Annotated in this window: 15 protein-coding genes; 8 read left to right on the plus strand and 7 right to left on the minus strand. The window is 36.9% G+C overall.

Annotated elements, in window-relative coordinates; genetic code table 11:
- The first annotated feature begins 56 nt into the window (after positions 1-56).
- Positions 57-1,061 (plus strand): glycosyltransferase family 2 protein, encoded by a 1,005-nt coding sequence (locus RHP76_RS22545; RefSeq protein WP_311229124.1) that lies wholly within the window; start codon positions 57-59, stop codon positions 1,059-1,061.
- 192 nt (positions 1,062-1,253) lie between these two features.
- Here RHP76_RS22545 and RHP76_RS22550 read toward each other — a convergent pair whose 3' ends face one another.
- Positions 1,254-2,483: an aminotransferase class I/II-fold pyridoxal phosphate-dependent enzyme gene (locus RHP76_RS22550; protein WP_062671169.1), complete on the minus strand. Its 1,230-nt coding sequence runs from the start codon at positions 2,481-2,483 to the stop codon at positions 1,254-1,256.
- Between the two features lie 157 nt (positions 2,484-2,640).
- Here RHP76_RS22550 and RHP76_RS22555 point away from each other — a divergent pair, with 157 nt between their 5' ends.
- Positions 2,641-3,099, plus strand: coding sequence for an Lrp/AsnC family transcriptional regulator (locus tag RHP76_RS22555; protein ID WP_034695278.1), 459 nt, complete (start codon positions 2,641-2,643; stop codon positions 3,097-3,099).
- Positions 3,100-3,116: 17 nt separating this feature from the next.
- Here RHP76_RS22555 and RHP76_RS22560 read toward each other — a convergent pair whose 3' ends face one another.
- The 4 genes from RHP76_RS22560 to RHP76_RS22575 all read right to left on the minus strand — a co-directional run bounded on the left by RHP76_RS22560 (position 3,117) and on the right by RHP76_RS22575 (position 9,913).
- Complete coding sequence (locus tag RHP76_RS22560; protein WP_311229125.1) at positions 3,117-4,202, minus strand: serine hydrolase domain-containing protein; 1,086 nt, start codon at positions 4,200-4,202, stop codon at positions 3,117-3,119.
- A 200-nt stretch (positions 4,203-4,402) separates the two neighbouring features.
- Positions 4,403-5,434, minus strand: a complete 1,032-nt coding sequence (locus RHP76_RS22565) for a bestrophin family protein (protein ID WP_062671165.1) — start codon at positions 5,432-5,434, stop codon at positions 4,403-4,405.
- Between the two features lie 207 nt (positions 5,435-5,641).
- The gene (locus RHP76_RS22570; protein ID WP_311229126.1) at positions 5,642-7,714 is read right to left on the minus strand and encodes an alpha-ketoacid dehydrogenase subunit alpha/beta; all 2,073 of its coding nucleotides are present in this window, start codon (positions 7,712-7,714) and stop codon (positions 5,642-5,644) included.
- Positions 7,715-7,789: 75 nt separating this feature from the next.
- Positions 7,790-9,913, minus strand: a complete 2,124-nt coding sequence (locus RHP76_RS22575; RefSeq protein WP_288442236.1) for a S8 family peptidase — start codon at positions 9,911-9,913, stop codon at positions 7,790-7,792.
- Positions 9,914-10,171: 258 nt separating this feature from the next.
- Here RHP76_RS22575 and dnaE point away from each other — a divergent pair, with 258 nt between their 5' ends.
- The 3 genes from dnaE to RHP76_RS22590 all read left to right on the plus strand — a co-directional run bounded on the left by dnaE (position 10,172) and on the right by RHP76_RS22590 (position 20,960).
- Entirely contained in the window at positions 10,172-14,839 is a 4,668-nt protein-coding gene (gene dnaE / locus RHP76_RS22580) for a DNA polymerase III subunit alpha (RefSeq protein ID WP_311229127.1), read from the plus strand.
- Positions 14,840-15,183: 344 nt separating this feature from the next.
- Complete coding sequence (locus RHP76_RS22585) at positions 15,184-18,465, plus strand: fibronectin type III domain-containing protein (RefSeq protein ID WP_311229128.1); 3,282 nt, start codon at positions 15,184-15,186, stop codon at positions 18,463-18,465.
- Between the two features lie 170 nt (positions 18,466-18,635).
- Positions 18,636-20,960 carry a GEVED domain-containing protein gene (locus RHP76_RS22590; RefSeq protein WP_311229129.1) on the plus strand — a complete coding sequence of 775 codons (2,325 nt, stop codon included), beginning with the start codon at positions 18,636-18,638 and terminating at the stop codon, positions 20,958-20,960.
- A gap of 194 nt (positions 20,961-21,154) precedes the next feature.
- On the opposite strand, the gene RHP76_RS22595 is transcribed toward RHP76_RS22590, so the two are convergent.
- Both RHP76_RS22595 and RHP76_RS22600 read right to left on the minus strand, forming a co-directional pair.
- Positions 21,155-21,313 (minus strand): hypothetical protein, encoded by a 159-nt coding sequence (locus tag RHP76_RS22595; protein WP_156106430.1) that lies wholly within the window; start codon positions 21,311-21,313, stop codon positions 21,155-21,157.
- Between the two features lie 43 nt (positions 21,314-21,356).
- Complete coding sequence (locus tag RHP76_RS22600) at positions 21,357-22,184, minus strand: ion transporter (RefSeq protein ID WP_062671154.1); 828 nt, start codon at positions 22,182-22,184, stop codon at positions 21,357-21,359.
- Between the two features lie 250 nt (positions 22,185-22,434).
- Here RHP76_RS22600 and RHP76_RS22605 point away from each other — a divergent pair, with 250 nt between their 5' ends.
- From RHP76_RS22605 to RHP76_RS22615, 3 genes are all read left to right on the plus strand, one after another.
- Positions 22,435-23,283: a phage tail-like protein gene (locus tag RHP76_RS22605; protein ID WP_311229130.1), complete on the plus strand. Its 849-nt coding sequence runs from the start codon at positions 22,435-22,437 to the stop codon at positions 23,281-23,283.
- A 125-nt stretch (positions 23,284-23,408) separates the two neighbouring features.
- Positions 23,409-24,506, plus strand: coding sequence for a Nif3-like dinuclear metal center hexameric protein (locus tag RHP76_RS22610; protein ID WP_062671150.1), 1,098 nt, complete (start codon positions 23,409-23,411; stop codon positions 24,504-24,506).
- Positions 24,507-24,508: 2 nt separating this feature from the next.
- The gene (locus tag RHP76_RS22615) at positions 24,509-25,285 is read left to right on the plus strand and encodes a zinc ribbon domain-containing protein (protein WP_120233156.1); all 777 of its coding nucleotides are present in this window, start codon (positions 24,509-24,511) and stop codon (positions 25,283-25,285) included.
- Positions 25,286-25,578 lie beyond the last annotated feature (293 nt).

Here is a 25,578-nt window from a genome sequence, read left to right on the forward strand (position 1 = left end):
CTGTTAAACTGTTTGTAGGTTGTTCTGCGAATAAGTAATTTTGAAAAATTTTCAATTTGAAGCCTACTATTTCTATTGTCGTTGCCATTTACAACCGAAAAGATGAACTTTTCGAGTTGCTGACCTCTCTTACTCAGCAGACAGATAAGGAGTTTGAGATCATTATTGTGGATGATGGTTCTTTAATCGATCTGAAACCTACCATTGAAAATTTTGATGGAATCCTGGATATTAAATATTTCAGAAAAGATAACTCAGGACCCGGACTGACAAGAAATTATGGGGCAGCAAGAGCCGCTAACGAATGGCTGGTATTTGTAGACAGTGATGTCATCGTTGAAAAAGATTATATCGAACATATTAAAAAGGATATTCAGGCTATTCCTTGTGATGCGTTTGGAGGAGCTGACAAAGCACATAAAGGATTTAATCTGATGCAGAAGGCTATTTCGTATTCTATGACTTCTGTTTTTACAACCGGAGGAATCAGAGGAAGTAAGAAAGCTGTTTCAAAATTTCAACCAAGGAGTTTTAATATGGGCGTGAAAAAGACTGTTTTTGAAAAAGTAGGTGGATTTTCAGAAATGAGGATAGGTGAGGATCCGGATCTTTCCATGACTCTTTGGGAAAATGGCTTTAACACTGCTTTTTTTGATGATATCGCAGTATATCACAAGCGTAGGGTTGATTTTGGGAAATTCTCCAAGCAGGTTTACCAATTTGGTTGTGCAAGGCCGATTCTTAATCAGAGGCATCCGAACTATGTAAAGATTTCCTTTGCATTTCCTACCTTATTTATGCTGGGATATATAATGGGCTTTCTGGAGTATTTTGTGATGGGCAGAGGAATTATCCTTGCTTTCTACGGATTGTATACCTTTTTGGTGCTGTTTCATGCCTTATTGTTGACTAAAAATATCAGCATTGCCGGAATGGCAGTTATTTCTACCTATATTCAGATGTTTTCTTACGGGTATGGTTTCCTGAAATCATGGATTTTATTGAATGTTTTCCGAATGAAGCCTGAGGAGGCTTTTCCGCATCACTATTATAAGAAATAGCAGGAGTAATTATTTATAAACGAATTTTAATAGGAATGGGCTTTAGCCCATTCATCAAATAAAATCTTCCAATGGCTTTAGCCTAAACCTATAAAAGATTACACACAACATTTGTTAATCAATATCAAAACAGGTAAGTAGATAAATAAAAAAGGCTGTTTCTCGCAAATGAAACAGCCTTTTACAATAAATTTAGGAAATGGAAATGTTTTCATGGTGGTTAAGAACTCCTACTTTCAACATACATTCCTTCATTTTTTGGTAAGTTCTTTTGATATCGTGGTCAAGACCGATGGAGAATCTGATCAGTCCGTCCGAAATCCCTATGGAAGCTCTTTCTTCTTCAGGGATTTCAGATGAGGTAGATTTTCCTGAGCAAGAGAATAGGGTTTTATAGAATCCTAAACTCACGGCAAGATACCCCAGATTTTCTGTCTGCATCAGTTCCATCAGTTCGTTTGCTTTTTCTGTTGTTCCGGCGTCCAGAGTCAGTAATCCTCCGTATCCGTATTCTTCATGAATCATACTTTTCATTAATTCATGGTTTTTGTGGGATGGTAAGCCCGGATAAGATACTTTTAAGCCATCTTTTTCAAATCTTTCAGCCAGATACATGGCATTGTGGCTGTGCTGTTTGATTCTGATGTGTAATGTTCTCAGGTTTTTTAAAATGCTTGAAGATCTTAAACTGTCCATCGTTGGACCAAGAAGCATACACGCACCGGAATTTACATTTTTGGTGTCATCAATAAATGACTGAGTTGCACAATATACTCCTCCTACCGTATCACTGCTTCCGTTGATGAACTTTGTCAAACTGTGAATTACTACATCAGCCCCGAATAATGTCGGAGAGATAGAAAGAGGAGAGAAGGTATTATCTACAATCAGCTTCAGATTGTGTTTTTTACAGATTTCGGAAAGTTTTCTAAGGTCTGCTACTTCAAGCAGCGGATTGCTTACACTTTCGCAATAAATGACTTTAGTATCTGGAGTGATAGCTTTTTCTATAGATTCAAAATTATTGATATCTACAAAAGTGGTCGCTACATTGAATTGAGGGAAGAAATTTTTAAGAAAAGCATAAGTTCCTCCGTAGATCGTTCGGCTTGAAATAATATGATCTCCACTTTTGCACACCTGCATCAAAACAGAAGTAATCGCTCCCATTCCGGATGCTGTAACGTTGGCGGATTCTGTGTTTTCCATCTTGGCAAGAGCCTGCGCCAGATAAAGATTCATTGGCGATGAATGTCTGGAATACAGATAGCATCCTTCCGCATTTCCTTCGAAAGTATCAAACATTGTCTTTGCGGAAAGGAAGGTATAGGTAGAGCTGTCAGAGATAGAAGGATTCACTCCCCCGAATTCACCAAAATACTGAAGATCCTGGATCTCATTGGCTGCGTTAAAGTTTTCCATAAATATTGTTTTTATTTTATCGTTCCAATTTGCATTAATTTCCTAATAATTACAATATAAAATTGAATTTGTAGAATATAAAACTGTAAAATATTGTTTATTTAGAAAAAACATTTAGTATCTTCGATATTATTAAATTTTTACCAAAAAAATATCTATGGAACTTGACGAAACAGATAAGAAACTGTTACTTTTTTTACAGGAAGATTGTAAGCAAACCACCAAAGAGCTGTCCGGCAAGCTTGGATTGTCTGTTACAGCAATTTATGAGCGTGTAAAAAAGCTTGAAAATGCAGGTGTTATTTCAAAATATGTAGCCTTGCTGGACAAGAGTAAAGTTAAGAAAAATTTTATCGTGTTGTGTCATGTAAAACTAAGTCAGCACAAAAAAGAATTTGTACTGCAGTTTGAAAAGGAAGTGATGGATCTTCAGGAAGTAACAGAATGCTTTCACGTAAGCGGAGATTATGACTATATTCTTAAAATAGGAGTGAAAGATATTGAAGATTACCGCAGTTTTATGTTAACGAAACTTACAACGCTCCAACACATTGCAAGTACGCACAGTTCTTTTATGATTTCCGAAGTGAAAAATACGACGGCAATCATATTATAGATAAATTTCCCACTCAGTTATTGGTCTGCTTTGGTTATTTTATCAATGAAATAATGGAGTCTTTTAATCTCTGTTCTGCCTTTATTTTTATCATTCAGAAAGCAAGTGGTTACAATGACCATTTTTAAATCAGGAATGACACAGATAAGCTGTCCGCCATATCCGGTTGCTACGAAAGCCTGGTGCCCATTGGTTTTTCTTCGCCACCAGTAATAGCCGTAACCGTTGGCATTCGGCATGACATCCCAGGCATCGAGTTGTACCTGTTCAGAAGTAGATTCCTGAATCCATTTTGAAGAGACGATTTGTTTGCCGCTAAATTTTCCGTTGTTCAGGATCATTGTACCAAACCTCAGCATGTCTTCAGGTTTCATAAACATTTCCGAACCTGCAATATTCCTGTTCATGGAGTCTGTATCCCATCGTGGAGTATTCATTTTTAACGGCCTGAAAAGATTTTCTGTAGCGAACTGTTTCAGATTAGTCTTTACGATTTTAGCTAATGCCGTACCGAAAAGATGGGTTTCACCACTATTATAATTGAAGACTGTCCCCGGATATTCTTCAAAAGGAAGATCCAGTACAAACTTTACAGGATCACCGGAAAATGACATGGCTGTTGAAATTTTTGAATTTTCAACCCAGTCAAAACCACCCTGCATGGTTAATAGATTTTTTAACGTTAATGTATTTCTGATGGAATCATGAGCTACTTTTCCTTCAATATTGGAAATGTTTTTGAAACTGCTTCTCGATATATTGTATTCCGGAAGAATTTTTAAAACCGGAGTATTGAGGTTGGGAAGTATGTTTTTATCCTGTGCGATACCTGCCAGCACAGAAACGATACTTTTGGTAACAGATTTTATACTGAAAATAGTTTCTTTATTGGCACCATGGAAATACTGCTCATAAATTACCTTATTATTTTGTGAAACAATGAAAGATCCCAAAGAAGAAATGCTGTCATTAATTTCTTTGGTAAATCCGTCCGTAAACTCTTTGGGTAACTCTTTGTTGAAAGCTGCCTGTGATTTCACTTTAGGGGAGAATAAGGCAAGACATACCATTGTGATAGCCTGCAGAAGTTGGTTGGATTTCATTGTTTACAAAAGGAAGGATAAAATTATTAGTTGATGGAAAAAGTAAAAGCTAAATCAATTCGGATGAATCAATATAGCTTATGCTTTCAATGCCTCTAAATTATGAAAAACAATGAACTTTTTGAATACTTTTTAGAGAATATTTTAAAGTTTTACAATGATTTTGATATAAAGTTTAGGTCTTCAAGATAACTAAGAAATTATACCAACACTCCATTTTTAGAAGAAATAGGATCCGGAAGGTCTGTTTCTCCGCTCATCTGAAGAAGGTCTATTTCAATCGTTCTGCAGATTGAAAGCATCGGAACATCAAACATTAATCCTGCAAAAGGATTTTCAGAATAATCTCCTACCAGTTCCATAATGATATAAATCCATCCGATAATGATACAGAAAGGAATAGAAGTCCAGATTCCCCAGTCGCCAAGCTTTGCAAACTCATTCACTAATCCTAGTGGAAGAAGCATGATAAAGAGAATATTGAAAACAAAGGCTGTGCTGGCAAACTGTCTTGGAGAAGGAAATTTCTTGATTCTTTCTGCCTGTCCCTGAAAATTGTAGAATTCATTCAGTGCGTTCTGAAGCTGTGTCTGATTGAAATCTGTGATAGCATTCATGTTTTTCAGCTCATTGATATCTTTTGCCTGTTGGGCAACCAGATAGGTGGCGAAGTTTTTATAATCGTTTTTGAGTTCGTATTCTTCTTCCGAAAGGTATTTGTGCAGGAAAATAGGAGCTCTTCCGTAGTCAGGAAAACCGGCTTTTATTAACCTGTTTCTTCTCAGGTTGATATTCCCGAATTTATTATTTTCTGTGCTGATATGCTCCCATTCTGTAGGAATCAAAAGTTGTTCCCGGAAAGTATATAACCATGCTATGTGACGGTAGACGATTCTTTTTTTACGGTCTTCAAGATCAAAAACTCCAATTTCTTCATTTTTAGTATCGAAGGCATATACCATAGAGGCAAATGAACGGCTGGAATTCACAATTCCACCCCAGATTTTTCTGGCTTCCCAAAGTCTGTCATACGCCTGATTGTTTTTAAAACCTACAAGGAATGCTTCTGCCGTACCAATTAAAGCTACAGGAACCCATGGAATCGTCATCCACTGCCAGTTGAAAAAATAGAACAGGACAGCGATCAGAGTACACCAGATTGAAATCAGTATAAGATGAAAACCCGATAAATTGAGAACCTGTTTATAATTGACGTATTTTGTAGTGATCATAAAAATGGATGTGTTTTGCGTGTATAGACAAAATAAATACCAAACTGGGATTAATTGTATTTTGTAGTAACTCTCAGATAATGGATAATTGTGTTTTCTTGGTTGATAATAGATTAGAATTGAGATTGATAATCTTAAATAAAAGTAGTGAAAAAAATGCATAAAAAAACCTCTAAATATTTTTAGAGGTTTTAAGTTTATATAAAATTAATATTTCAGCATTTCTTCGATCTTACTGCTGAGCTTTTCAGCATTTGGGAGCATCTCTTTTTCCAGCACAAGATTGATCGGAACAGCAGGTACATCCAGTGATCCCATCGTCTCTACCGGAGCATCAAGATACTTGAAGCAGTTTTTAGAAATACGATGCGCAAAAGCTTCTGCAAAAGAGTTGTTGAGTTGCTCTTCTGTAAGAACGATACATTTTCCGTGCGCTTTTACTCTTTCAAAAACAAGTTCTTCATCCAGAGGAATTAATGTTCTTAAATCAATTACTTCAACTCTTCCATTGAAGCTTTTGGCTGCTTCTTTAGCCCAGTAAACTCCCATACCGTAAGTAACCACTAATAAAGTTCTGCCTTTTTCAGTTTCATCTTTATCAGCTTCAATGATCACTTTACCTTTTCCGAATGGAAGAATATAATCTTCAGCAGGTTCTATCGTTTTAGCATCTTCAGTTCCCGGAACTTTACTCCAGTATAATCCTTTATGTTCCAGCATTACTACAGGGTTCGGATCATAATATGCTGCTTTTAATAATCCTTTAAAATCGGCAGCGTTACTTGGGTATGCTATTTTGATTCCTTTGATATTGGCTAAGATACTTTCAACACTTCCACTGTGGTAAGGACCACCACCTCCATAAGCTCCGATAGGAACACGGATGATATTGCTTACAGGGAATTTTCCACCACTTAAATAATTTGATTTTGAAATTTCCGTAATCAACTGGTTGATTCCCGGATAAATATAATCTGCAAACTGGACCTCAACAATTGGCTTAAGTCCAACAGCACTCATTCCTGCTGTAGATCCAATGATATAAGCTTCCTGGATGGCTGTATTGAATACTCTCTTGCTACCGAATTTTTTTCCTAAAGTAACTGTTTCACGAAAAACTCCACCAATTCTTTCCCCTACATCCTGTCCGTAAAGAAGTGCTTCCGGATGTTTCCACATCAATTCCTGTATTGCGTGGATGGCAGCATCTACCATTACAATCTTTTCTCCATTGGCAGGTTCACGAGTTCCTGTTTCCTCTATAATTGGAGTAGGAGCGAAAACGTGCTGCATTACGCTTTCAGGCTTTGGATCTTCTGCATTTTTAGCTTTTTCAAAAGCTTCTTCTGCTTCAAGACGCGCCTTTTTAGTGATTTGCTTTAAAAGATCTTCATCAACACCTGTTTCCAGTAAATGTTTTCTAAGGATCTCTCCCGGATCTTTGGCTCTGTGTTTTGTTAAATCTTCTTCGTCTCTATAGAATTCTCTTCTTACTCCTGAAGTGTGATGGCCGATCAATACCGTTTTGGCACAGACAACAAGAGGCTTTCTTTCTGTTCTAACAAAATCTACGGCTTTTTTCATAGCTTCGAAACTTTCCACAAAATCAGTTCCATCTACTCTCATTCTGCTTAATCCGGTAAATCCAGCTACGAAATCATAAGCGTCACAGGTTCTTGCCTCGTCTTTTGTTACGGAAATTCCCCATTCGTTATCCTGAACCAGGAAGATGATAGGAAGCTGGTGTAAAGCTGCAAATTGTAAAGCTTCACTTACTTCACCTTCTGTAACGGAATTGTCTCCAAGGCTGCAAACCACAACAGGATTATTTTCAAATTGCTGAAGGTTGAAATCCTGAATGTATTTGATACCCTGTGCTACTCCTGTCGTAGGAATGGTCTGCATTCCTGTAGCAGAACTCTGATGAACAATTTTTGGTTTGTTTTCATCCCTACTTGAAGGGTGTGAGTAATATGATCTTCCTCCCGAAAAAGGATCATCAGCTTTGGCTAGTAATTGAAGCATTAATTGATAAGGTTCAAAACCAATTCCTAAAAGAATACTTTCGTCTCTGTAATAAGGAGAAACCCAGTCTTCTTTCTTTAGTTGATAAGCTGTTGCAAGCTGAATAGCTTCGTGACCTCTGGAAGTACTGTGAACGTATTTGCATACATTTCTGTTTTCTTCGTAGATGTCTGCCATGGCTTTTGCCAGCATCATATGATTATACGCTTTGAGTAATATATCCTGAGAAACTTTTTCGTGAAGTGCATTTTCCATAGGAAGCAAATATACATAAAAAAACAAAATACTAACAACTGTTAGTATTTTGTGTAAAATCTTTGTTGATATAGGTTATTCCTTGATCACTTTTTTAGAAATAACATCTTTGTCTGTTTTTATTTCAATGATGTAAATTCCTTTTGTGTAAGTGGATAAATCTACTGCTTCTTTATCATTGTTAATGATACCTGTCTGTAGTTTTTTACCTGAAAGATCATAAACATTAAAAGTAGCCTTTTTAGGCGCTTTTAATATATTGGTAAAGTCTTTTACAACAGTTGGAGCTACTGTTACAGCATCCATTGCGAATCCGGTTTCTTTAGTTCCCAATACTTCAGTAAATCCTGTTACGATAACAGAGTAGTTTTGAGGAGAAGTAACACTTGGAGAAGCGTTATTCTTTAATGTTCCTTTATGAGAAATTTCAATTCTGTAAACAGCTCCTGGTGTCGGAGTATCAATAACTACCTGCTCAACATTGTCCACTGTATTATCTCCTTTTGTTGCTGGCAACATTGGGTTATTGGCATCCAGTTTCCACGGAAGGTAAGTTGTGTTGTTTGTTGTATTGATAATTTTTACATCTAAATCATTAATTAATCTTGAGGTTCTGTTGTTGTATAGATTATCCCATTGATTCGTAATGTTGGTATACTCTGGATCAATCCAGGATATAGTTACTTTTAAAGGTTCAGTTCCGGATGCTTTAACTGTTTTGGTATTAACTGCACCATTATTTAATGTTTCATCATTAAATATGATGGTGTTGTTGGATTTTCCTACAAGAAGTTCAGCACCTTTTTTGGCATTAATGTATCCCCATCCGTACCATGGATCTGGACCTATCTGACCAGCTTCAAGAGCTGAATGCACCATTAAAGTTTTTGAAGCAGAAGCTATAAGCTGAGCATTGTTGAACAGGGATTTATAAATCTGCATCCAAAGTCCAATAATTCCGGCTACCTGAGGAGCTGCCATTGAGGTTCCACTATTCACCTGCCAGGTTATACTTCCTGTTGTATTTTCTGCAGTAGATGCCATCCAGACATCGGTGCCCGGAGCGGAAATATCTGGTTTAATACCACCATCATCTCTAGGTCCTGCACTACTATAATCAGACTTTAAAACATCTGTAGCAGCACTGTATCTACTGTTATTTGTAGTAATAGGATCTGTTGCTCCAACTACAATAATATTTTTAGCCAATGAGCCATAACCTATACAGTCATAACCTTGTGCACAGTTAGCAGGTGGTTCTGTACCTGTTGCATAGGTAGAATACCCCGATCCATTATAATAATAAGCTGTTGTAGTACTGCCTGAATATCCTGGTCCGAATCCGAAATAATTTCCGGCAGATTTCACGATAGTATAAGTTGGGTTATTATAAACGATAGCGTCATAAGATCTGTCGTTTGTATAATAGGTTCCCATTAGATCGTAATTAGTTCCGGAAATATAATTTCCTCCCCAATACCATCCGTTAGCAGGATATCCGTTTGCCGTAGTTTTATAATCCCAGGCAGCATTTATACCATAAGAGTGATTGGATATTTTAGGTTGGGCCAGCAAGATTTTATCAAATACAGTACTTGTAGTTGAGTTACCAGGTAATGTTGTTGTTGCAAATCTGTAAGAATCCATTGTTGAATTTAATGCAATTCCCATTGCATTTCCTGTGACTACAACTCCATTACTTGTGGCTGATAAAGGGGAAGATTTAGCACCAATAATACTTGCTACACCTGTTGAATGGGCACTATAAGCATTAGTGGCTGCTTCTTTGTTGGAAATTCTACCTGCCGCGTTATTAAAAGCGGTATGAGCTTCATAAATTCTTCCTCCATCAAAAATTGCATATACAATTCCTTCACCTTTAAATGATCCGGCTAGACCATTGACACCTCCGGCAGTTGTTAGGGCATCAACATTGTTATTTAAAATTTGAGTTTGATCTTCTGACTGGTAAAAGTTGGGAACATTTCCACTAAACCCGGCCAGATTTTCTCTCATTTCCTGAATTATTTTTTGAGTTTCAGGATTTCTATCACTACCAAATCTTCTAGAAACATAAGAGTCAAACTTTTCATTATTCTCTTTGTTTTGTCTTTCAAATTCTCTCTTTAAACCATCGTTGTTTTGAGCACTTACTAAAGCTATTGCTAATGTGCTGATGAGAAGTAGATGTTTCTTCATTTTAGTTGTTGAAATATTAAAATTGTAATTTGTCAAATATATGGTAAATATTTAGTAATTAATAGTTTTAAATGAATAATTCTAATTTTTTTAATTACATTTTAATATTTTATTTCAACATTGTTTGAGTTGGTTGTTTTTTTTACAAAACGAAATTGTTTAGCTATTCTGAATATTGTGAGTTTTTGTCATAAACTAATAATTAGAAAAAATGAAGTAACTTTACATTCTCTTTTTATAAAAAAGTTAGAACATTATATGTATTTAATTTTTGACACAGAAACAACCGGTTTACCAAAAAATTTCAACGCTCCGCTTTCAGACTCGGATAACTGGCCAAGAATGGTTCAGATTGCATGGCAGGTACACGATGATGATGGAAACTTGATTGAAAACCAGGATTATATCATAAAACCTGAAGGGTACGATATTCCCTTCAATGCAGCACGTATTCACGGGATTACAACCAAAATTGCCAATGAAGAAGGACGGGATCTGCAGGAAATTCTTGAAGAGTTTTCTAAAGTCCTTGAAAGGGTAAGGGTGGTTTCCGGACATAATGTAGAATTCGACTATAATATTGTAGGAGCAGAATTTTATAGAAAAAATCTGAAAGATAATCTTCAGGAAAAGCCTAAAGCAGATACCATGATTTTGGGGACTGACTTCTGTCAGCTTGGTGGAGGACGTGGAGGTAGATTCAAACCTCCAAAACTTGAAGAACTGTATGAAAAACTTTATGGGAGCAAATTTGATGAAGCCCATAATGCTGCTGCCGACGTAAATGCTACTGCCAGAGCTTTCTTTGAAATGGTAAGAATTGGAGTAGTACCGGCTGAGACATTAAAGATTTCAGAAGATCAGCTTGCTTATTTCAGAAGCCTTTATCCGGATCCTATTAAGCCTTTCAATATTGTGATCAGAAGGCAGGTCGCTGATTTTCATAATAAGAAAAAACAACAGGATTTCGGAAGTATTGATGAAATTGATTTAGGAAAATATTTCAATTTTGATAATCACAGTGTTTTCTCTACACTTACCGCTACTTCGAGTATCAATGATTTGATTAAAAAAGCTACTGATGAAAACTTCCCTGCTGTCGGTATGGTAGATCTGGGAAATATGATGGGAGCTTTCAAGTTTGTGTCAGCAGTTGAGAGTGCTAATGGTGAAAGGGCAAAGAAACATAAAGAATACCTGGCGAAAAAGCAGGAAGCAGAAGAAAACGGAACGGAATTTAATGAAGCTGAACCTGTTTCCGAACCGCTTATCCCGGTTTTAGGTTGCGAATTTTATATTTCAGAACGTTATGAACAAAAGCAATTTACCAAGGATGATCCGGACAGGAGAACCCAGGTAGTGCTTTTGGCAAAAGATTTCAATGGTTATAAAAATCTGGCAAAGCTTTCCAGTATCGGATTTCTGAAAGGTTTCTATTTTGGGGTTCCAAGGGTAAGCAGAGAATTGATTGCGCAGTATAAAGAAGGAGTCATTGCTTTGACTTCCGGAATTATGGGAGATATTCCTGATGCGATTTTAAATACCGGTGAACAGAAAGGGGAAGAGCTTTTCAAATGGTGGAAAGATACCTTTGAGGATGATTTTTATGTTCAGATTCAGAATCACAAACTGCCTGAAGAAGAGCATTTGAATGAAGTTCTTTTGTATCTGGCTGATAAATATGATGTTAAAATTCTTGCTCAGAACGAGACTTTTTATACCAATAAAGATGATTCTAATATCCAGGACATTGTAAGCTGCATCAAAGATGGTGAAAAGCTGACAACGCCTATTGGAAAGGGATTCGGTAAAAGAAGAGGGTTGGCAACAGGTGAATATTTTATTAAAAATTCTGATGAAATAAAAGAAGCCTTTCTAGCGTATCCTGATGCTTTTGATGCCTATGAAGAATTTACGGCAAAGTTTAAACCATATACTTTAAAAAGGGACGTTCTCCTTCCAAAATTTGATATTCCTGAAGAATTTATCCATCCGGAAGATGAGGTAGACGGAGGAAAAAGAGGGGAGATGGCTTATCTTACCTATCTTACTTATGAAGGAGCGAAAAGAAGATATGAAGATACAGGCATTACTGATGAAATTAAAGAACGACTGGACTTTGAGCTTGAAGTAATTGCCAATACCGGTTATCCGGGATACTTCCTTATTGTACAGGATTTTTGTAATGAAGCTCGTAAGATGGGGGTTTGGGTTGGTCCTGGAAGGGGGTCAGCTGCGGGATCTGCGGTGGCTTACTGTATCGGAATTACCAACGTAGACCCTATTAAATATGATCTCCTTTTTGAGAGATTTCTAAATCCTGAAAGGGTTTCCATGCCCGATATTGATATCGACTTTGATGATGAAGGACGAGATAAAATTATCAAATGGGTAGTTGAAAAATACGGAAAAACTCAGGTGGCACAGATTATCACATACTCCGTGTTGGGAGGAAAATCTGCCATTAAAGATGCCGGAAGAGTTTTGGATGTCCCAATTCCTGACACGAACAATATTGCTAAATTGATTCCTCCGAGTCCGGGGATGAACATTGCGAAAGCTTTAGCAAAATATGATAAATTAAAGCCGGAAGAACAGATGCTCGTTGATGAAATGAGATATGTTCTTGATACTCCTGATGATGCGAGACATGGAGTTTTGGCAAGCGCCAAAAAGATGGAAGGTTGTATCAGGAATACCGGGATTCACGCCTGTGGTGTAATCATTACGCCGGAAGATGTGAGTAACCTGGTTCCGGTGACTATTGCAGCGAAAGATGCAGATATCCTGGTATCACAGTTTGATAACTCAGTGGCGGAAAGTGCGGGACTTCTGAAGATGGATTTCCTGGGGTTGAGAACTCTGACTATTATTAAGGATGCATTGAAGCTGGTAAAAGCAAGATATGATATTGATATTGATCCGGATCTTATTCCTCTTGATGATGCTAAAACATATCAGCTATTTAAAGAAGGAAGAACAGTAGGGATTTTCCAGTATGAAAGTCCAGGGATGCAAAAATACATGAGGGAGCTTAAACCAACGGTTTTTGCCGATCTCATTGCCATGAACGCATTGTACCGTCCGGGTCCTATTAAATACATTCCAAACTTCATCAACAGAAAGCATGGAATTGAAGAAATTGTCTACGATTTACCAGAAACAGAAGAATATTTAAAGGAAACATACGGGATTACCGTTTATCAGGAGCAGGTAATGCTTTTGTCTCAAAAACTGGCCAACTTTACCAAAGGTGAAGCCGATACTTTGAGAAAAGCGATGGGTAAAAAGCAGATCGATGTTCTTAATAAAATGTACCCGAAATTCATTGAAGGAGGGAGAAAAAATAACCTGAATGAGGAGAGATTAGAGAAAATCTGGAACGACTGGAAGGCCTTTGCAGAATACGCCTTTAACAAGTCTCACTCAACCTGTTATGCGTTTATTGCTTATCAGACTGCTTATTTAAAAGCGAATTATCCGGCGGAATATATGGCGAGTGTAATGAGTAATAACATTAACAATACGGATGCAATTACCATGTTCATGGAAGATTGTAAAAGTATGGGAGTTGATGTATTAGGACCGGATGTAAATGAATCTCAATACAAGTTCTCCGTAAACGAAAAGGGGCAGATCCGTTTTGGATTGGGAGCAATCAAAGGAATTGGTGAAGGACCGAGTGAATGTATTACAAGAGAAAGAGAGAACGGAAGATTTAAAAATATTTACGATTTTTTCGAAAGAATAATGCCTTCCCAGATGAACAAAAGAGTAGCGGAAAGTTTGGTGCTTGCCGGAGCTTTTGATGAACTGGATTCTTTCCACAGAGGACAGTATTTTGACATTGATATGGCTGGAAAGACCAATCTTGAAAGGCTTATCAGATATGGGCAGAGCTTCCAGGAAAGTAAAAATGAGATGGAACATTCTTTATTTGCAGATTTTGCGGAAGAAGTTCAGATTGAGCAGCCGAAATTGGCACCTTGTCCGGAATGGCCAAATATGCATAAACTTAATAAAGAAAAGGAGATTATCGGTTTCTATCTTTCTGCCCATCCGCTGGATGAATTTAAATATCAGTTCCAGTTTATGCAGGGGCGGCTTTCTAAAAAATCTGTTCTTGAGAAAAATGAGGAAGATAAAGTAGTTACGGATGAAACACCCGTATTGGAGAAGGATGCTCAGGATGATGCTGTAGATCTTATAGAAATTGTCTCAGATGATGTAGTGGCTGGTGAAGAGGAAGTAGTGGAGGAAGTGACTAAAAAAGCAGAACCAAAAGGAAATTTCTTATTCCTGAATCTGGATGAGGTAGATGCTTATAAAGAACAGGCTTTTTCTAATAAACAGGAAGAGTTGTTTGAAGAGAAAAAGAAAGACTGGAAAACGCTTCAGAAAGAAAGAGAAAATGGCGGCGGAGGAAAAGAATATACTGTAGCTGGTCTTATTACTGAATACAGAGTTCAGGATGGTTTCAGGAGTGGTGAGAAAGTAGCTTTTGTTACGCTCGAAGATTATTCAGGATCATATTCATTCAGGTTGGGAGACAGAGATTATATGAGGCTGAAGGAGAAACTGGAAGTTCAGAGATTTGTTATTTTTAAAATAAAATTTGCTCAGGTAAAAGATGGAAGAGTCTTCGTGAATGTAAATGATGTGATAGAACTTCAGGAAGCATTTGAACGGTTTGCAAAAAGTATATCTTTAGTAATGGATGTAATGGATGTAAGACCTGAGGATCTTGACTTTTTCAGAACAGTTCTCGACAGAAACAAAGGAAATCAAAAACTGAAATTCTTTATTAAAAATCTCGAAGATGACTCCCATATTGAAGTGCAGTCTATGAAGCATTCGGTGGATCTTAATGGAGATTTGATTAAAGAAATTCAACTTCTTAATAAATATGAGTTTTATTTAAACTAGAAAATACTTAATAATATAAAAGAGTGGCTTAGGTCGCTCTTTTTTTTGTTTGCTATTTGATGATATTGATGAAAAATTTTAAATATTTATTTATGTTAAATAGAAAAATTTTCTGAAGTCTATTTTGGTTGTATAGTATTTAAGTATTTGATAATTAGATGTTTAATATTTTTCAATATATTGCGAAATAATTGTTAAATTTAAATAAATGTTTAATTTTATTATGTTTTAATGGTGGTTTTAGTTGTTTTAGCGTAAAAAATTATGATAATTTTTAATATTTCGTTTAAAAATTAAATTAATATTTATACATTTACCGCCCAAACTATTATTATTACTATTTTATGAAGAAATTACTACTTTCGTGTTTAGCCTCCCTGAGTATGGGAGTCTATGCACAAACCAATGTTGCCAACTATACTTTTTCAAAAAGTACTGGGGTAGCTTACACCTCGATTACAGGAGGTACAAAATTATTTCCTACCGGAACCAATACTACTTATGACAATGAAGTATCCGCGGCAATTCCTCTGTCTTCTCCTTTTAATTTCGGCGGCGTTTCTATGACTACGTGTTATATAAGTGCCAATGGATTTATAACTTTTGGAGCTGCTCCTTCAGGGACAAATTATACTCCAATGTCATCTTTAGGAACAACTACAGGAGCAATTTCCGCTTTTGGACAGGATGGAGGTTTCTCATCATCGGATGCAACACAGCCGCCTGGAAATCATGAAGTAAGATATGAGGATCTGGGGACTGAATTTGTTGTGCAGTGGCAGGATCATGCTAATTATAGTAACCGGTCTACCGAAAGATTGAACTTTCAGATCCGTCTGGTGTATGCTACAGGTGAAATCAAAATTATTTATGGAAACTGTACAGACCCAGGAACCAGTACCTCAAATAGTACTCCTCAGGTAGGAATAAGAGGAAACAGTACTACTTACGCATCCAATGTAAATTCTCTGATGATTGGAAATGTACCGAACGGAACTACCTGTGATTGGTCTAAAGCAGTTACTGGTAGTGCTAATAACAGTACTATGCTTTTCTCCAGTACAACCAATGCAAACGTTAAAATTCCCGCAGGTTTACAATATAAATGGACTCCTGGTACGCAGGCGCCTGTAAGAACTTTTGCTGCTGCAACCGGAATCACCAATAGTGCTGCAACTGTAAACTGGACCGCTCCAACCGGGGCAACCGGCTATAATGTTCAGTATAGAGCAGTTGGAAGCTGCGATTGGACAGATCTTGTGGGTAATCCCGTTTCTGCTGCTTCTGCTACAATTACAGGTCTTACTCAGAATACGGCCTACCAGGTTCAGGTACAGGCTTTAAATGGTGCAGTACAATCCGTGTATTCTCATATTCCAAATGCAGCCGGATCCGGAAGCGGATATGTGTCTGCAGGATCTTTTTCAACTACACCGAACTGCGCAAGTACAGTAACCGGCCTTTCTTCTGCTGCTCTGACTCCTGAATCTGCAACGATAAGCTGGACGGCGTCAACAACGCCTCCGGGTAATGGATATGAATATTATTATTCTACCAATTCAACTGCTCCGATTTCAACAGTTACTCCTTCGGGTTCTGTAGGTGCAGGGGTAACAACAGCTAACTTATCAGGTTTGACTCCTTCAACTCAGTATTACTATTGGGTGAGAGGAAACTGTAACGGAACAGATAAAGGGGTATGGTCAAGCTCGGCTAACTTTACAACATTAGGTCTTTGTCCTACAGTAACAGCTCCGGCTTCCAGCGCTACAGGAGTAAGTGTAACTCCTACCATTACATGGACTGCCATAAATGGTGCTGCAGTATACAAACTAAAAGTCGGAACCACTTCAGGAGGAAATGATGTTTTAGATATGGATATCGCGGGTGGAGCTAGTAATTCTTATACGATCACTACACCTCTCAACTTTGCTACTACATATTATTACTCTGTTACTGGCTACACTGCCAATATTACAGGTCCTGCAACAGCATGTACAGTAAGGTCATTCCAGACAGTGTGTAGCTCAACTGGCTTACCATATACTTTAGATTTTGAAAGTGTTACTACTCCGGCTTTACCGACTTGTACAACAGTTATTAATAGCGGTTCCGGGAATTTATGGAAAACAGCAACTGCTCCAACCGGATTTACAGGGAAAGTACTTAATTATTCATACAACAGTAGTAATGCTGCCAATACATGGTTCTTTACCCAAGGTTTAAACCTTACAGCGGGCGTTAGCTATAGAATTAAATATAAATATGCAAACGCAACCGGTACAACACAATATCCTGAAAAAGTAAAAGTAGCGTACGGATCTTCTCCTGCAAGTTCGGCGATGACGAATACCATAGCAGATCATGGTAATATTACCGGTGGAACTGTTACAAATACTTTTACAGACTTTACGCCAAGCGCAACAGGAGTTTATTATATCGGATTCCAGGCATATTCTCTTGCAGATATGAATCAAATCTATGTTGATGATATCAATATAGATGTTACTCCTACTTGTTCAGAGCCATCTGCTGTTACAGTTTCAGCGATTACAACTACTGGAGCAAGTGTTTCATGGACAGCTCCTGCCACAGCACCTGGAAGTGGATATGAGTATTACTATTCTACAAGCAGTACAGCTCCTACCGCTTCTACAACAGCTTTGGGAACCAGTACTACAACTTCAGCTCCTCTATCCGGACTTTCTCCTTCTACTACCTATTATTTATGGGTGAGATCGGTTTGCAGTTCTTCTGATAAGAGTGCATGGAGTTCTACTGTTGCTGTTTTCAATACACTTTGTGGAACAGTTATGGCACCTTTTGTTCAAAACTTTGATAGTGGAGCAGCACCAAACTGCTGGAACAATGTAAACCCTACAGCAACAGGTACGGATGCAACTCTTTTCTGGAAATTTGCAGGAAGTGCAGATTATGGTGCAAGTCCGGCTAATAACCAAAAAGCAGCTGGTACCTATGCATGGGTGGATGCGAGTTCGCCATATGCAGGAGCTGGTGTAAATACTGTACAATTAGTTACTCCTTCTGTAAATTTAACGGGATTAACTGCGCCAATTGTTTCTTTTGACTGGTTTAAAAACCATTCTATGTCAAGTGGTACTACAGTTTCCCCTTCTACTTATGATAATAATAAACTTACGGTAGAGGTAAATGATGGAAACGGTTGGGTAGTGATCTTTAGTGATAATACCAACTTAAATCAATGGAGAACAGTTGCTGTTCCTTTAGCAGCTTCTTATATCGGAGCAACTATTCAGGTGAGGTTTACTGTAGATAAAAACGTGAGTGGTAACGGATACTTCTATGATGATGTTCTTTTAGATAATGTGGAAGTAAAGCAGAATCCTAATTTGGCAACTTCTGAAACTGCAATAAAAGAGAATAAGCTTACTGTATACCCTAATCCGTTTACAGATAGATTAACGATCTCTGATGTATCCAAAGTACAATCTGTTTCAATTGTTGATGTTTCCGGAAGATTGATTAAAACAATAGAAAAACCTTCTTCTGAACTTCAGTTGAGAGATCTTAAAGAAGGATTGTATTTAGTAATCCTGAATATGAAAGACGGATCTAAACAAACCGTTAAAGCAATTAAAAGATAAAATAATTTCTTACTAATAAAGAGAGAGACTGTTCAATTTGAGCAGTCTCTTTGTTTATAAGGGTGATTGTCTTTTGTTGAAAGAAAATTTATATTTGTTGTCATATGATGAAAAAAATATTTTTTTTATTGCTGATTTTCACTAGATTTGATTAACTAATACTGATTTATATGAAAAATTTTTTACTCGTTGGTTTCTTAATAACTGGCTTTTTATCCTCCGCGCAAACCTATTGTACGCCTGCTTTCGCTAGTGGCTGTAGTGGCGGGGATATGATAGATACTTTTGCAATTCCGGGTGCCGGATTTGATCATTCTAATACAGGTTGCTCTACTAATGCTTATGGAGATTATACCTCGATGACGATTAATCTCAGTGCAGGTTTAAGTTATGATTTTAGCGTTAAACATGATTACAGTGATCAGAATGTTCGTATCTGGATTGACTTCAATAACGATGGAACTTTTGATGATGCTGCTCCGGAGCTTGTGGCTTCTGCAAGCAGTACGCTTATAGGAGGGAATGATATTACGGCAGGGCTTATCACAATTCCTTCAACTGTAACTCCAGGTACTTACAGAATGAGAGTAGGGGATAGATTCTCCGGAGATCCTATTCCTTGTAATACAGACGGATATGGAGAGGCTCATGATTATACAGTAGTAATTGGGGCGGTTCCGACTTGTTTTGCTCCGTCTGCTTTAACAGTATCTGCTGTTACTGCCAATTCAGCTCAGTTAGGATGGACAGCTCCGTCTTCTGCTCCAGGAAGTGGTTATGAATATTATTACTCAACTTCCAGTACATATCCTACTGCTGCGACAGTAGTTTCCGGGTCTATCAATGGATTGACTGCAAATCTACCTTCTCTTACACCAGCCACTACTTACCATGTCTGGGTACGTTCTGTATGCAGTGCTTCTAATAAGAGTGCATGGTCTCAAATGGCCACATTTATGACCTCGTGTGTTGCTGTGGGAGTGCCTTATGCATTGGATTTTGAAAGTATAACTCCACCAGATATGCCAACTTGTACCTCTGTAGTGAATGATGGGGCAGGAAATATATGGGAAACAGGTGATCTGGATGCTCAGGGATTTACAGGAAATGTTCTTCAGTATTCATATGACTATGCAGAGAATGCGAATACCTGGTTTTTTACCAACGGAATTAATCTTACTGCAGGAGTGACTTACAGAATTAAATATAAATATGCCAATGCGGAAGGAACTGTATATGCTGAAAAACTGAAAGTAGCCTATGGGACTTCAGCTACCAGTGCAGGAATGACTAATACATTAGCAGACCACTCGGATATTGTGATCAGCACTGCAACAAGTTCTTTTACGAACTTCACACCAACAACTACCGGAGTATATTATTTTGGATTCCAGGCCTATTCTGATGCTAATATGAATAAATTATACGTTGATGATATTAATATAGATGTTGCACCGGCTTGTAGCGAACCTAATGCATTAGCTGTTTCAAATATTACCGCTGCAGGAGCTACAGTTTCCTGGGCAGCAGCCACTCCGGTTCCGGCTAACGGCTATGATATTTATTACAGTACAACGAATACAGCACCTACGGCAACAAGTACACCTAACTTTACAGGAGTTACAGCAACCACTTATAATATTCCAGGCTTAGCTGCTTCCACTCCTTATTACGTATGGGTAAGATCTGCCTGTAGCGCAACAAGTAAAAGTATATGGAGTGATTCTGCTACCTTTACAACATTATGTTCAAGTACGAATCTTCCTTACACGATAGATTTTGAAAACGTTACTGTTCCAGATTTACCTGGTTGTACAAATAATGTTAATGCGGGAACAGGAAATGATTGGGTAACAATGGATCCTCCTTCTGATAGCCAGGGATTCACTACCAATGTGTTGAAATACCAGTATAACTCTTCCAATTCCGGTAATGCATGGTTCTTTACACAAGGATTGAATTTGACAGCAGGAGTGCAGTATACTATTAGTTATAAATATGGTAATAACTCATCAACCTATGTCGAAAAATTGAAGGTAGCCTACGGAACTTCACCAGCTGCAGCTGCTATGACAGGTTCTATTGCAGATTATCCTTCAATCAATGATGAAATGGCACATACAGAATCTATAACGTTTACTGTACCTACAACAGGAGTGTATTTCTTTGGATTTAATGCTTATTCAGATCCAGACCAGTATAATCTATATATTGACGATATCAGTATTAATAACGCGAATCTGGCAACAGCTGAAGTTGCTAAAGCGAAAAATAATATCCAGCTTTATCCTAATCCATTTACGGATGTATTGAATATCTCTGATGTGAAAAATGTAAAAAATGTAATGGTGACAGATGCGACAGGAAGACTGGTGAAAACTATTATCAACCCTGAATCTACAATCCATTTAAGAGATCTGATGCAAGGAGTTTATGTAGTAACACTTGAAATGAAAGACGGATCTAAGCAGACTATTAAAGCTATAAAAAAATAATTCATCATTTAAATAAAAAAGGGAGGCGGGTCATTGATGATCCGTCTTTTTTATGGAGATTGAATAGAATCTTATTAAATGTTTGAATGAAAAAAGATGAGCAAAATATTTCACTCATCTTTTTTATTTTATCCTGTGGCCGTTATCGATTATCGAATATTTTCCATCACATATTACCCAGCATACATCACTCATCATTTATTGGGTACAGGCTGTATTTCTCCTTTATTCATAAGGTCAAATACGGTAGGGAAGAACATTGCTAATATAAAATAGATGATGATCATAAGCACAATCAGTGCAAAAAGAATAATCACTAAGCTATTGGGTCTGTTTTTCTTTTTTGGTTCCATGATTTTGTGGTATTTAGTGAATAAATTTTACTTATACCAGATGTTAAGCTAATTTCTTGCCACATTTCTTGCAGTATCTTGCATCATCATCAATATCTTCATTGCCACAACGTTCACATACCATTTCCAGGTTCTGTCTTTTGTTTCTCATTTCGGCTGTTACAATACCGGTAGGAACTGCAATAATGGAATAACCTGCCAGCATGAGAATAACTGCAAAGAATTTTCCTAAAGGCGTTATAGGTGATACATCACCGTAGCCTACAGTAGTTACCGTAACAACTGCCCAGTAGATGGATTGAGGTATTGTTTCAAAGCCCTGTCTTCCGCCTTCTACCATGAACATAAGTGATCCTACAATCACAGAGAATATAATCAGGAATAAAAGGAAAATATAAATCTTTCTCGAACTGTTTTTCAGAGCCCGCACAATAAAATACCCGTCATTCATAAAATCAAGCAAGTTGAAAATTCTGAACACTCTCAGCATTCTCAGCATTCTGAAAATCAGGAAATATTTAGTAACAGGGAAAATAAAGCTTAGATAAAAAGGAACAAGAGCAAGGAAATCTATAATTCCGAAAAAACTGAATATATAATTCTTTTTGTTTTTTACCACCGCAATCCGCATAGAATATTCTGCTGTAAAAAAAATAGAGATGATCCATTCAAGAATCAGAAAGGTATAATGGAATCTTTTATCAAGCTTTGGTACGCTTTCCATCATAATAATAGCAGTACTGGCAAGAATCAATGACAATAATATGATGTCGAACAGTTTTCCAAGCTTCGTATCGGAGCGATAAATTATCCGGTAAAGGAATCTTTTCCATAGAGTATCCTCAGGAATCAGATTATGTTCTCTTTCCATTTATATAAGGTTATTTCACAGCGAAGTTAATAATTTCTATAATGTATACGGTAAATATATGATTGTTAAAAGAATCTTGCAAATGTTAATAAAAAATCTATCATTAAAAAGTGAATTATTTAGTATTAATTGTATGGTTTTCAATGTGTTATATTTAGTAAAATACGAATAAAATATGACGTATAAAAATTAAATTTTTAACATTTTTTTCATCCAAGTTTGTAATTTTATTCTACAAAAGCTTTATATCATGAGAAAAATTTTAACCTTGTTTATTCTGTTTTTTATAAACAGTTTTGTTAACGCTCAGGTTGGGATTAATACTTCAGCACCGAATGGGGCTTCAGTACTGGATATAGTTTCCAACCAAAAAGGAATTCTTATTCATCGTCTTACAGATACTGACCGGGATACCAACCTGGCTGATAATGACGTTTCCACAGTACCTCCTGCAGGTGTGGTAAACCCTAACCTTACTGCAGGAACCCTTATTTTTAATACGACAACAAATAACTTCCAGTATTGGGACGGTACCCTCTGGAGACAGCTTTTTGTTCCCACATCTTCTCAGGCTGGTAACGATGGTGTCGTTAAAATCAATTCTGGAAACGCAAATGTAAAACCCTCATTCAGTTTAAGTGCAGCAGGAAGCGGCTACGGCCCAAGACAACAGGTACTTTATGCTACTCCGTTAGTATTTGCCGCAAGCCCTACTACAAGCTGGCCGGAAACCACTGTTCCATTTCCCGGAGTAACCAGTAATATCTATATCTCGGCAACTGGTAAATGGCGAGAAAATGAAATTTACGGGCAAGTACATGTATGGAGAGTAATTGCTACCATCACTCCAGGATCCAATTCTTCAGGATCTATAAAAGCTACTTTTAAAAATCCTGATTCAGGCTTTGAAATTAACTCTATCCAGCTGGTTCCGAGTGGTTCCAGTGGAACGGGTAACATTCTTACCTTTTATTTCTATACCATTGCAGACCCTGCGAGTCTTGATCCGGGAAGAGGATATCAGCTTTTTATGGAGTCTGATATCAACTGTAGTGTTGTTGTGGAATCCTTTACAAGAGTATCTCTTTTCAAAGATTAACAGTGTTACTTTATTCTTTTTTAATATCAAAATAAAACCGGTTTATGAAAGCCGGTTTTTTTATGGGGTTGGAAATTTTTACCGTAAAATTAATATCTTCGCTGTAACTGTAAAATATAAAATTAATGAAGCTAAAAACTGTAATTGCAAAGATTGAAGAGGAAATAAGTATCAGACAGGCAGAAGATTTTGATAACGTAGGATTGCTGTGCGGGGTTTACGACCGTGATGTATCAGGAATTCTGGTTTGCCATGATGCATTGGAAAATGTGGTTGATGAAGCTATTGAAAGAAACTGCAATCTGATCGTATGCTTTCATCCCATTATATTTTCCGGATTAAAATCTTTAACAGGGAAGAACTACGTAGAGAGAGCTGTTTTAAAAGCTATTGAAAATAAAGTAGCTATTTATGCCATCCACACTGCATTTGATAATGATTTCTTTGGAGTGAACCATGGGATATGCAGTCAGTTGGGATTAAAGAATATGAAAATTCTGCAGCCTAAAGAAAATAATTTAAAACAGTTAACGGTTTTTGTTCCCAAAGACTATTCAGAAAAAGTAAAAGAAGCTATGTTCTCTGCCGGAGCTGGAAATATCGGATTTTATGACGAATGCAGTTTTACAGTGAATGGTAACGGAACATTCAGGCCTGCAGAAGGTTCAAATCCGTTTTCAGGACAACAGGGAATTCGCGAAAATGCAGATGAAGATATGATTTCTGTGATTTTTGAAGGTTTTAAACAAGGGCAGATTGTGGGCGCAATGAAGACAGCGCATCCTTATGAAGAAGTAGCTTATCAGATTTATAATCTGGATAATAAAAATCATCATGCCGGCTTGGGAATGTATGGAGATCTTGAAGAAGAAATGGATGAAAAAGATTTCCTTGGATTGGTAAAAGAAAAATTTGGTTTGGAAGTGATTAAACATTCCTCTTTTAACAATAAAAAAATCAAAAGAGTAGGGGTTCTGGGAGGATCTGGGGCAAGTGGAATACGATCTGCAGCTGCCAGGAAATGTGATGCTTACCTTACCGGAGACCTCAAATATCACGACTATTTTCTGGCTGAGTCTAAAATGCTGATCTGTGATATTGGACATTATGAATCAGAACAATTTGTTAGTCAACAATTATTTGAAATTTTATCACAAAAATTTAGTACATTTGCAATTTCAAAATCTATTGAAAAAACAAACCCAGTAAATTATTTCATTTAAATATGGCAAAAACCAACGATATTTCAGTTGAAGAAAAATTAAGAGCTTTATACGATTTACAGATCATTGATTCAAGATTGGATGAAATCCGAAATACTAGAGGAGAATTGCCAATTGAAGTTGAAGATCTTGAGATTGAGATTGAAGGTCTTGAAAAAAGAGCTGAAAAATTTCATGCTGATATCAAAGATCAGGAGGATCAGATCAAAACAAAGCATGAAGTGATTAACCATGCTAAAACTTTAATTGAGAAATACAAATCTCAGCAGGATAATGTAAGAAACAATAAAGAGTTTGAAGCATTAGGGAAGGAAATGGAATTCCAGGATCTGGAAATTCAGCTTGCTGAAAAAAGAATTAAAGAGTTCGGAGCTAAAATTGCTCACAAAAACGAAACTTTAAGCGAACTGAACTCTAAGATCGATGATTTGAAAAGCCATTTGAAATTCAAGAAAGAAGAATTGGATGGTCTGATCTCTGAAACGCAGAAAGAAGAAGAATATCTTTTAGAGCAGTCTAAAGAATTCGCAGGTAAAATTGATGAGAGATTATTAGCTTCTTACAACAGAATCAGAACTAACTCTATCAACGGTCTTGCTGTAGTAGGATTAGAAAGAGGAGCTCCAAAAGGATCATTCTTCACTATCCCTCCTCAAAAGCAAATGGAAATTGCTCAGAGAAAGAAAATCATCATTGATGAGCACTCTGGAAAAATCCTTGTTGATGATGAATTGGTAATGGAAGAAAACGAAAAAATGAAATCTGTAATTAAATTCTAATTATTGATTTTATAACATACAAAAGCTGTTTCAAAAATGAAGCAGCTTTTTTTTATCTGAACTGATCTAAACATAGCAGTACAATTTAATCAGAGTCTTTGTCATTCCGAAGAATCTTGGCTCTTTTTTCGACATAGCATGGATTCATACGGAATGACGGTGATAGTGTTGTAATTGATTAAAAAACTAAATGATGGGGATCAGTAGGAACGGGCTTTAGCCTGTTTAATCAAGATAAAATTTTAGCCAAAACTATAGAAATATCCGAAATAAAATACTTTGTTATAAATAAA

Origin of the sequence: Chryseobacterium sp. SG20098, assembly GCF_031844745.1 — a bacterium.
In the GTDB taxonomy this organism is placed as follows: domain Bacteria; phylum Bacteroidota; class Bacteroidia; order Flavobacteriales; family Weeksellaceae; genus Chryseobacterium; species Chryseobacterium cucumeris.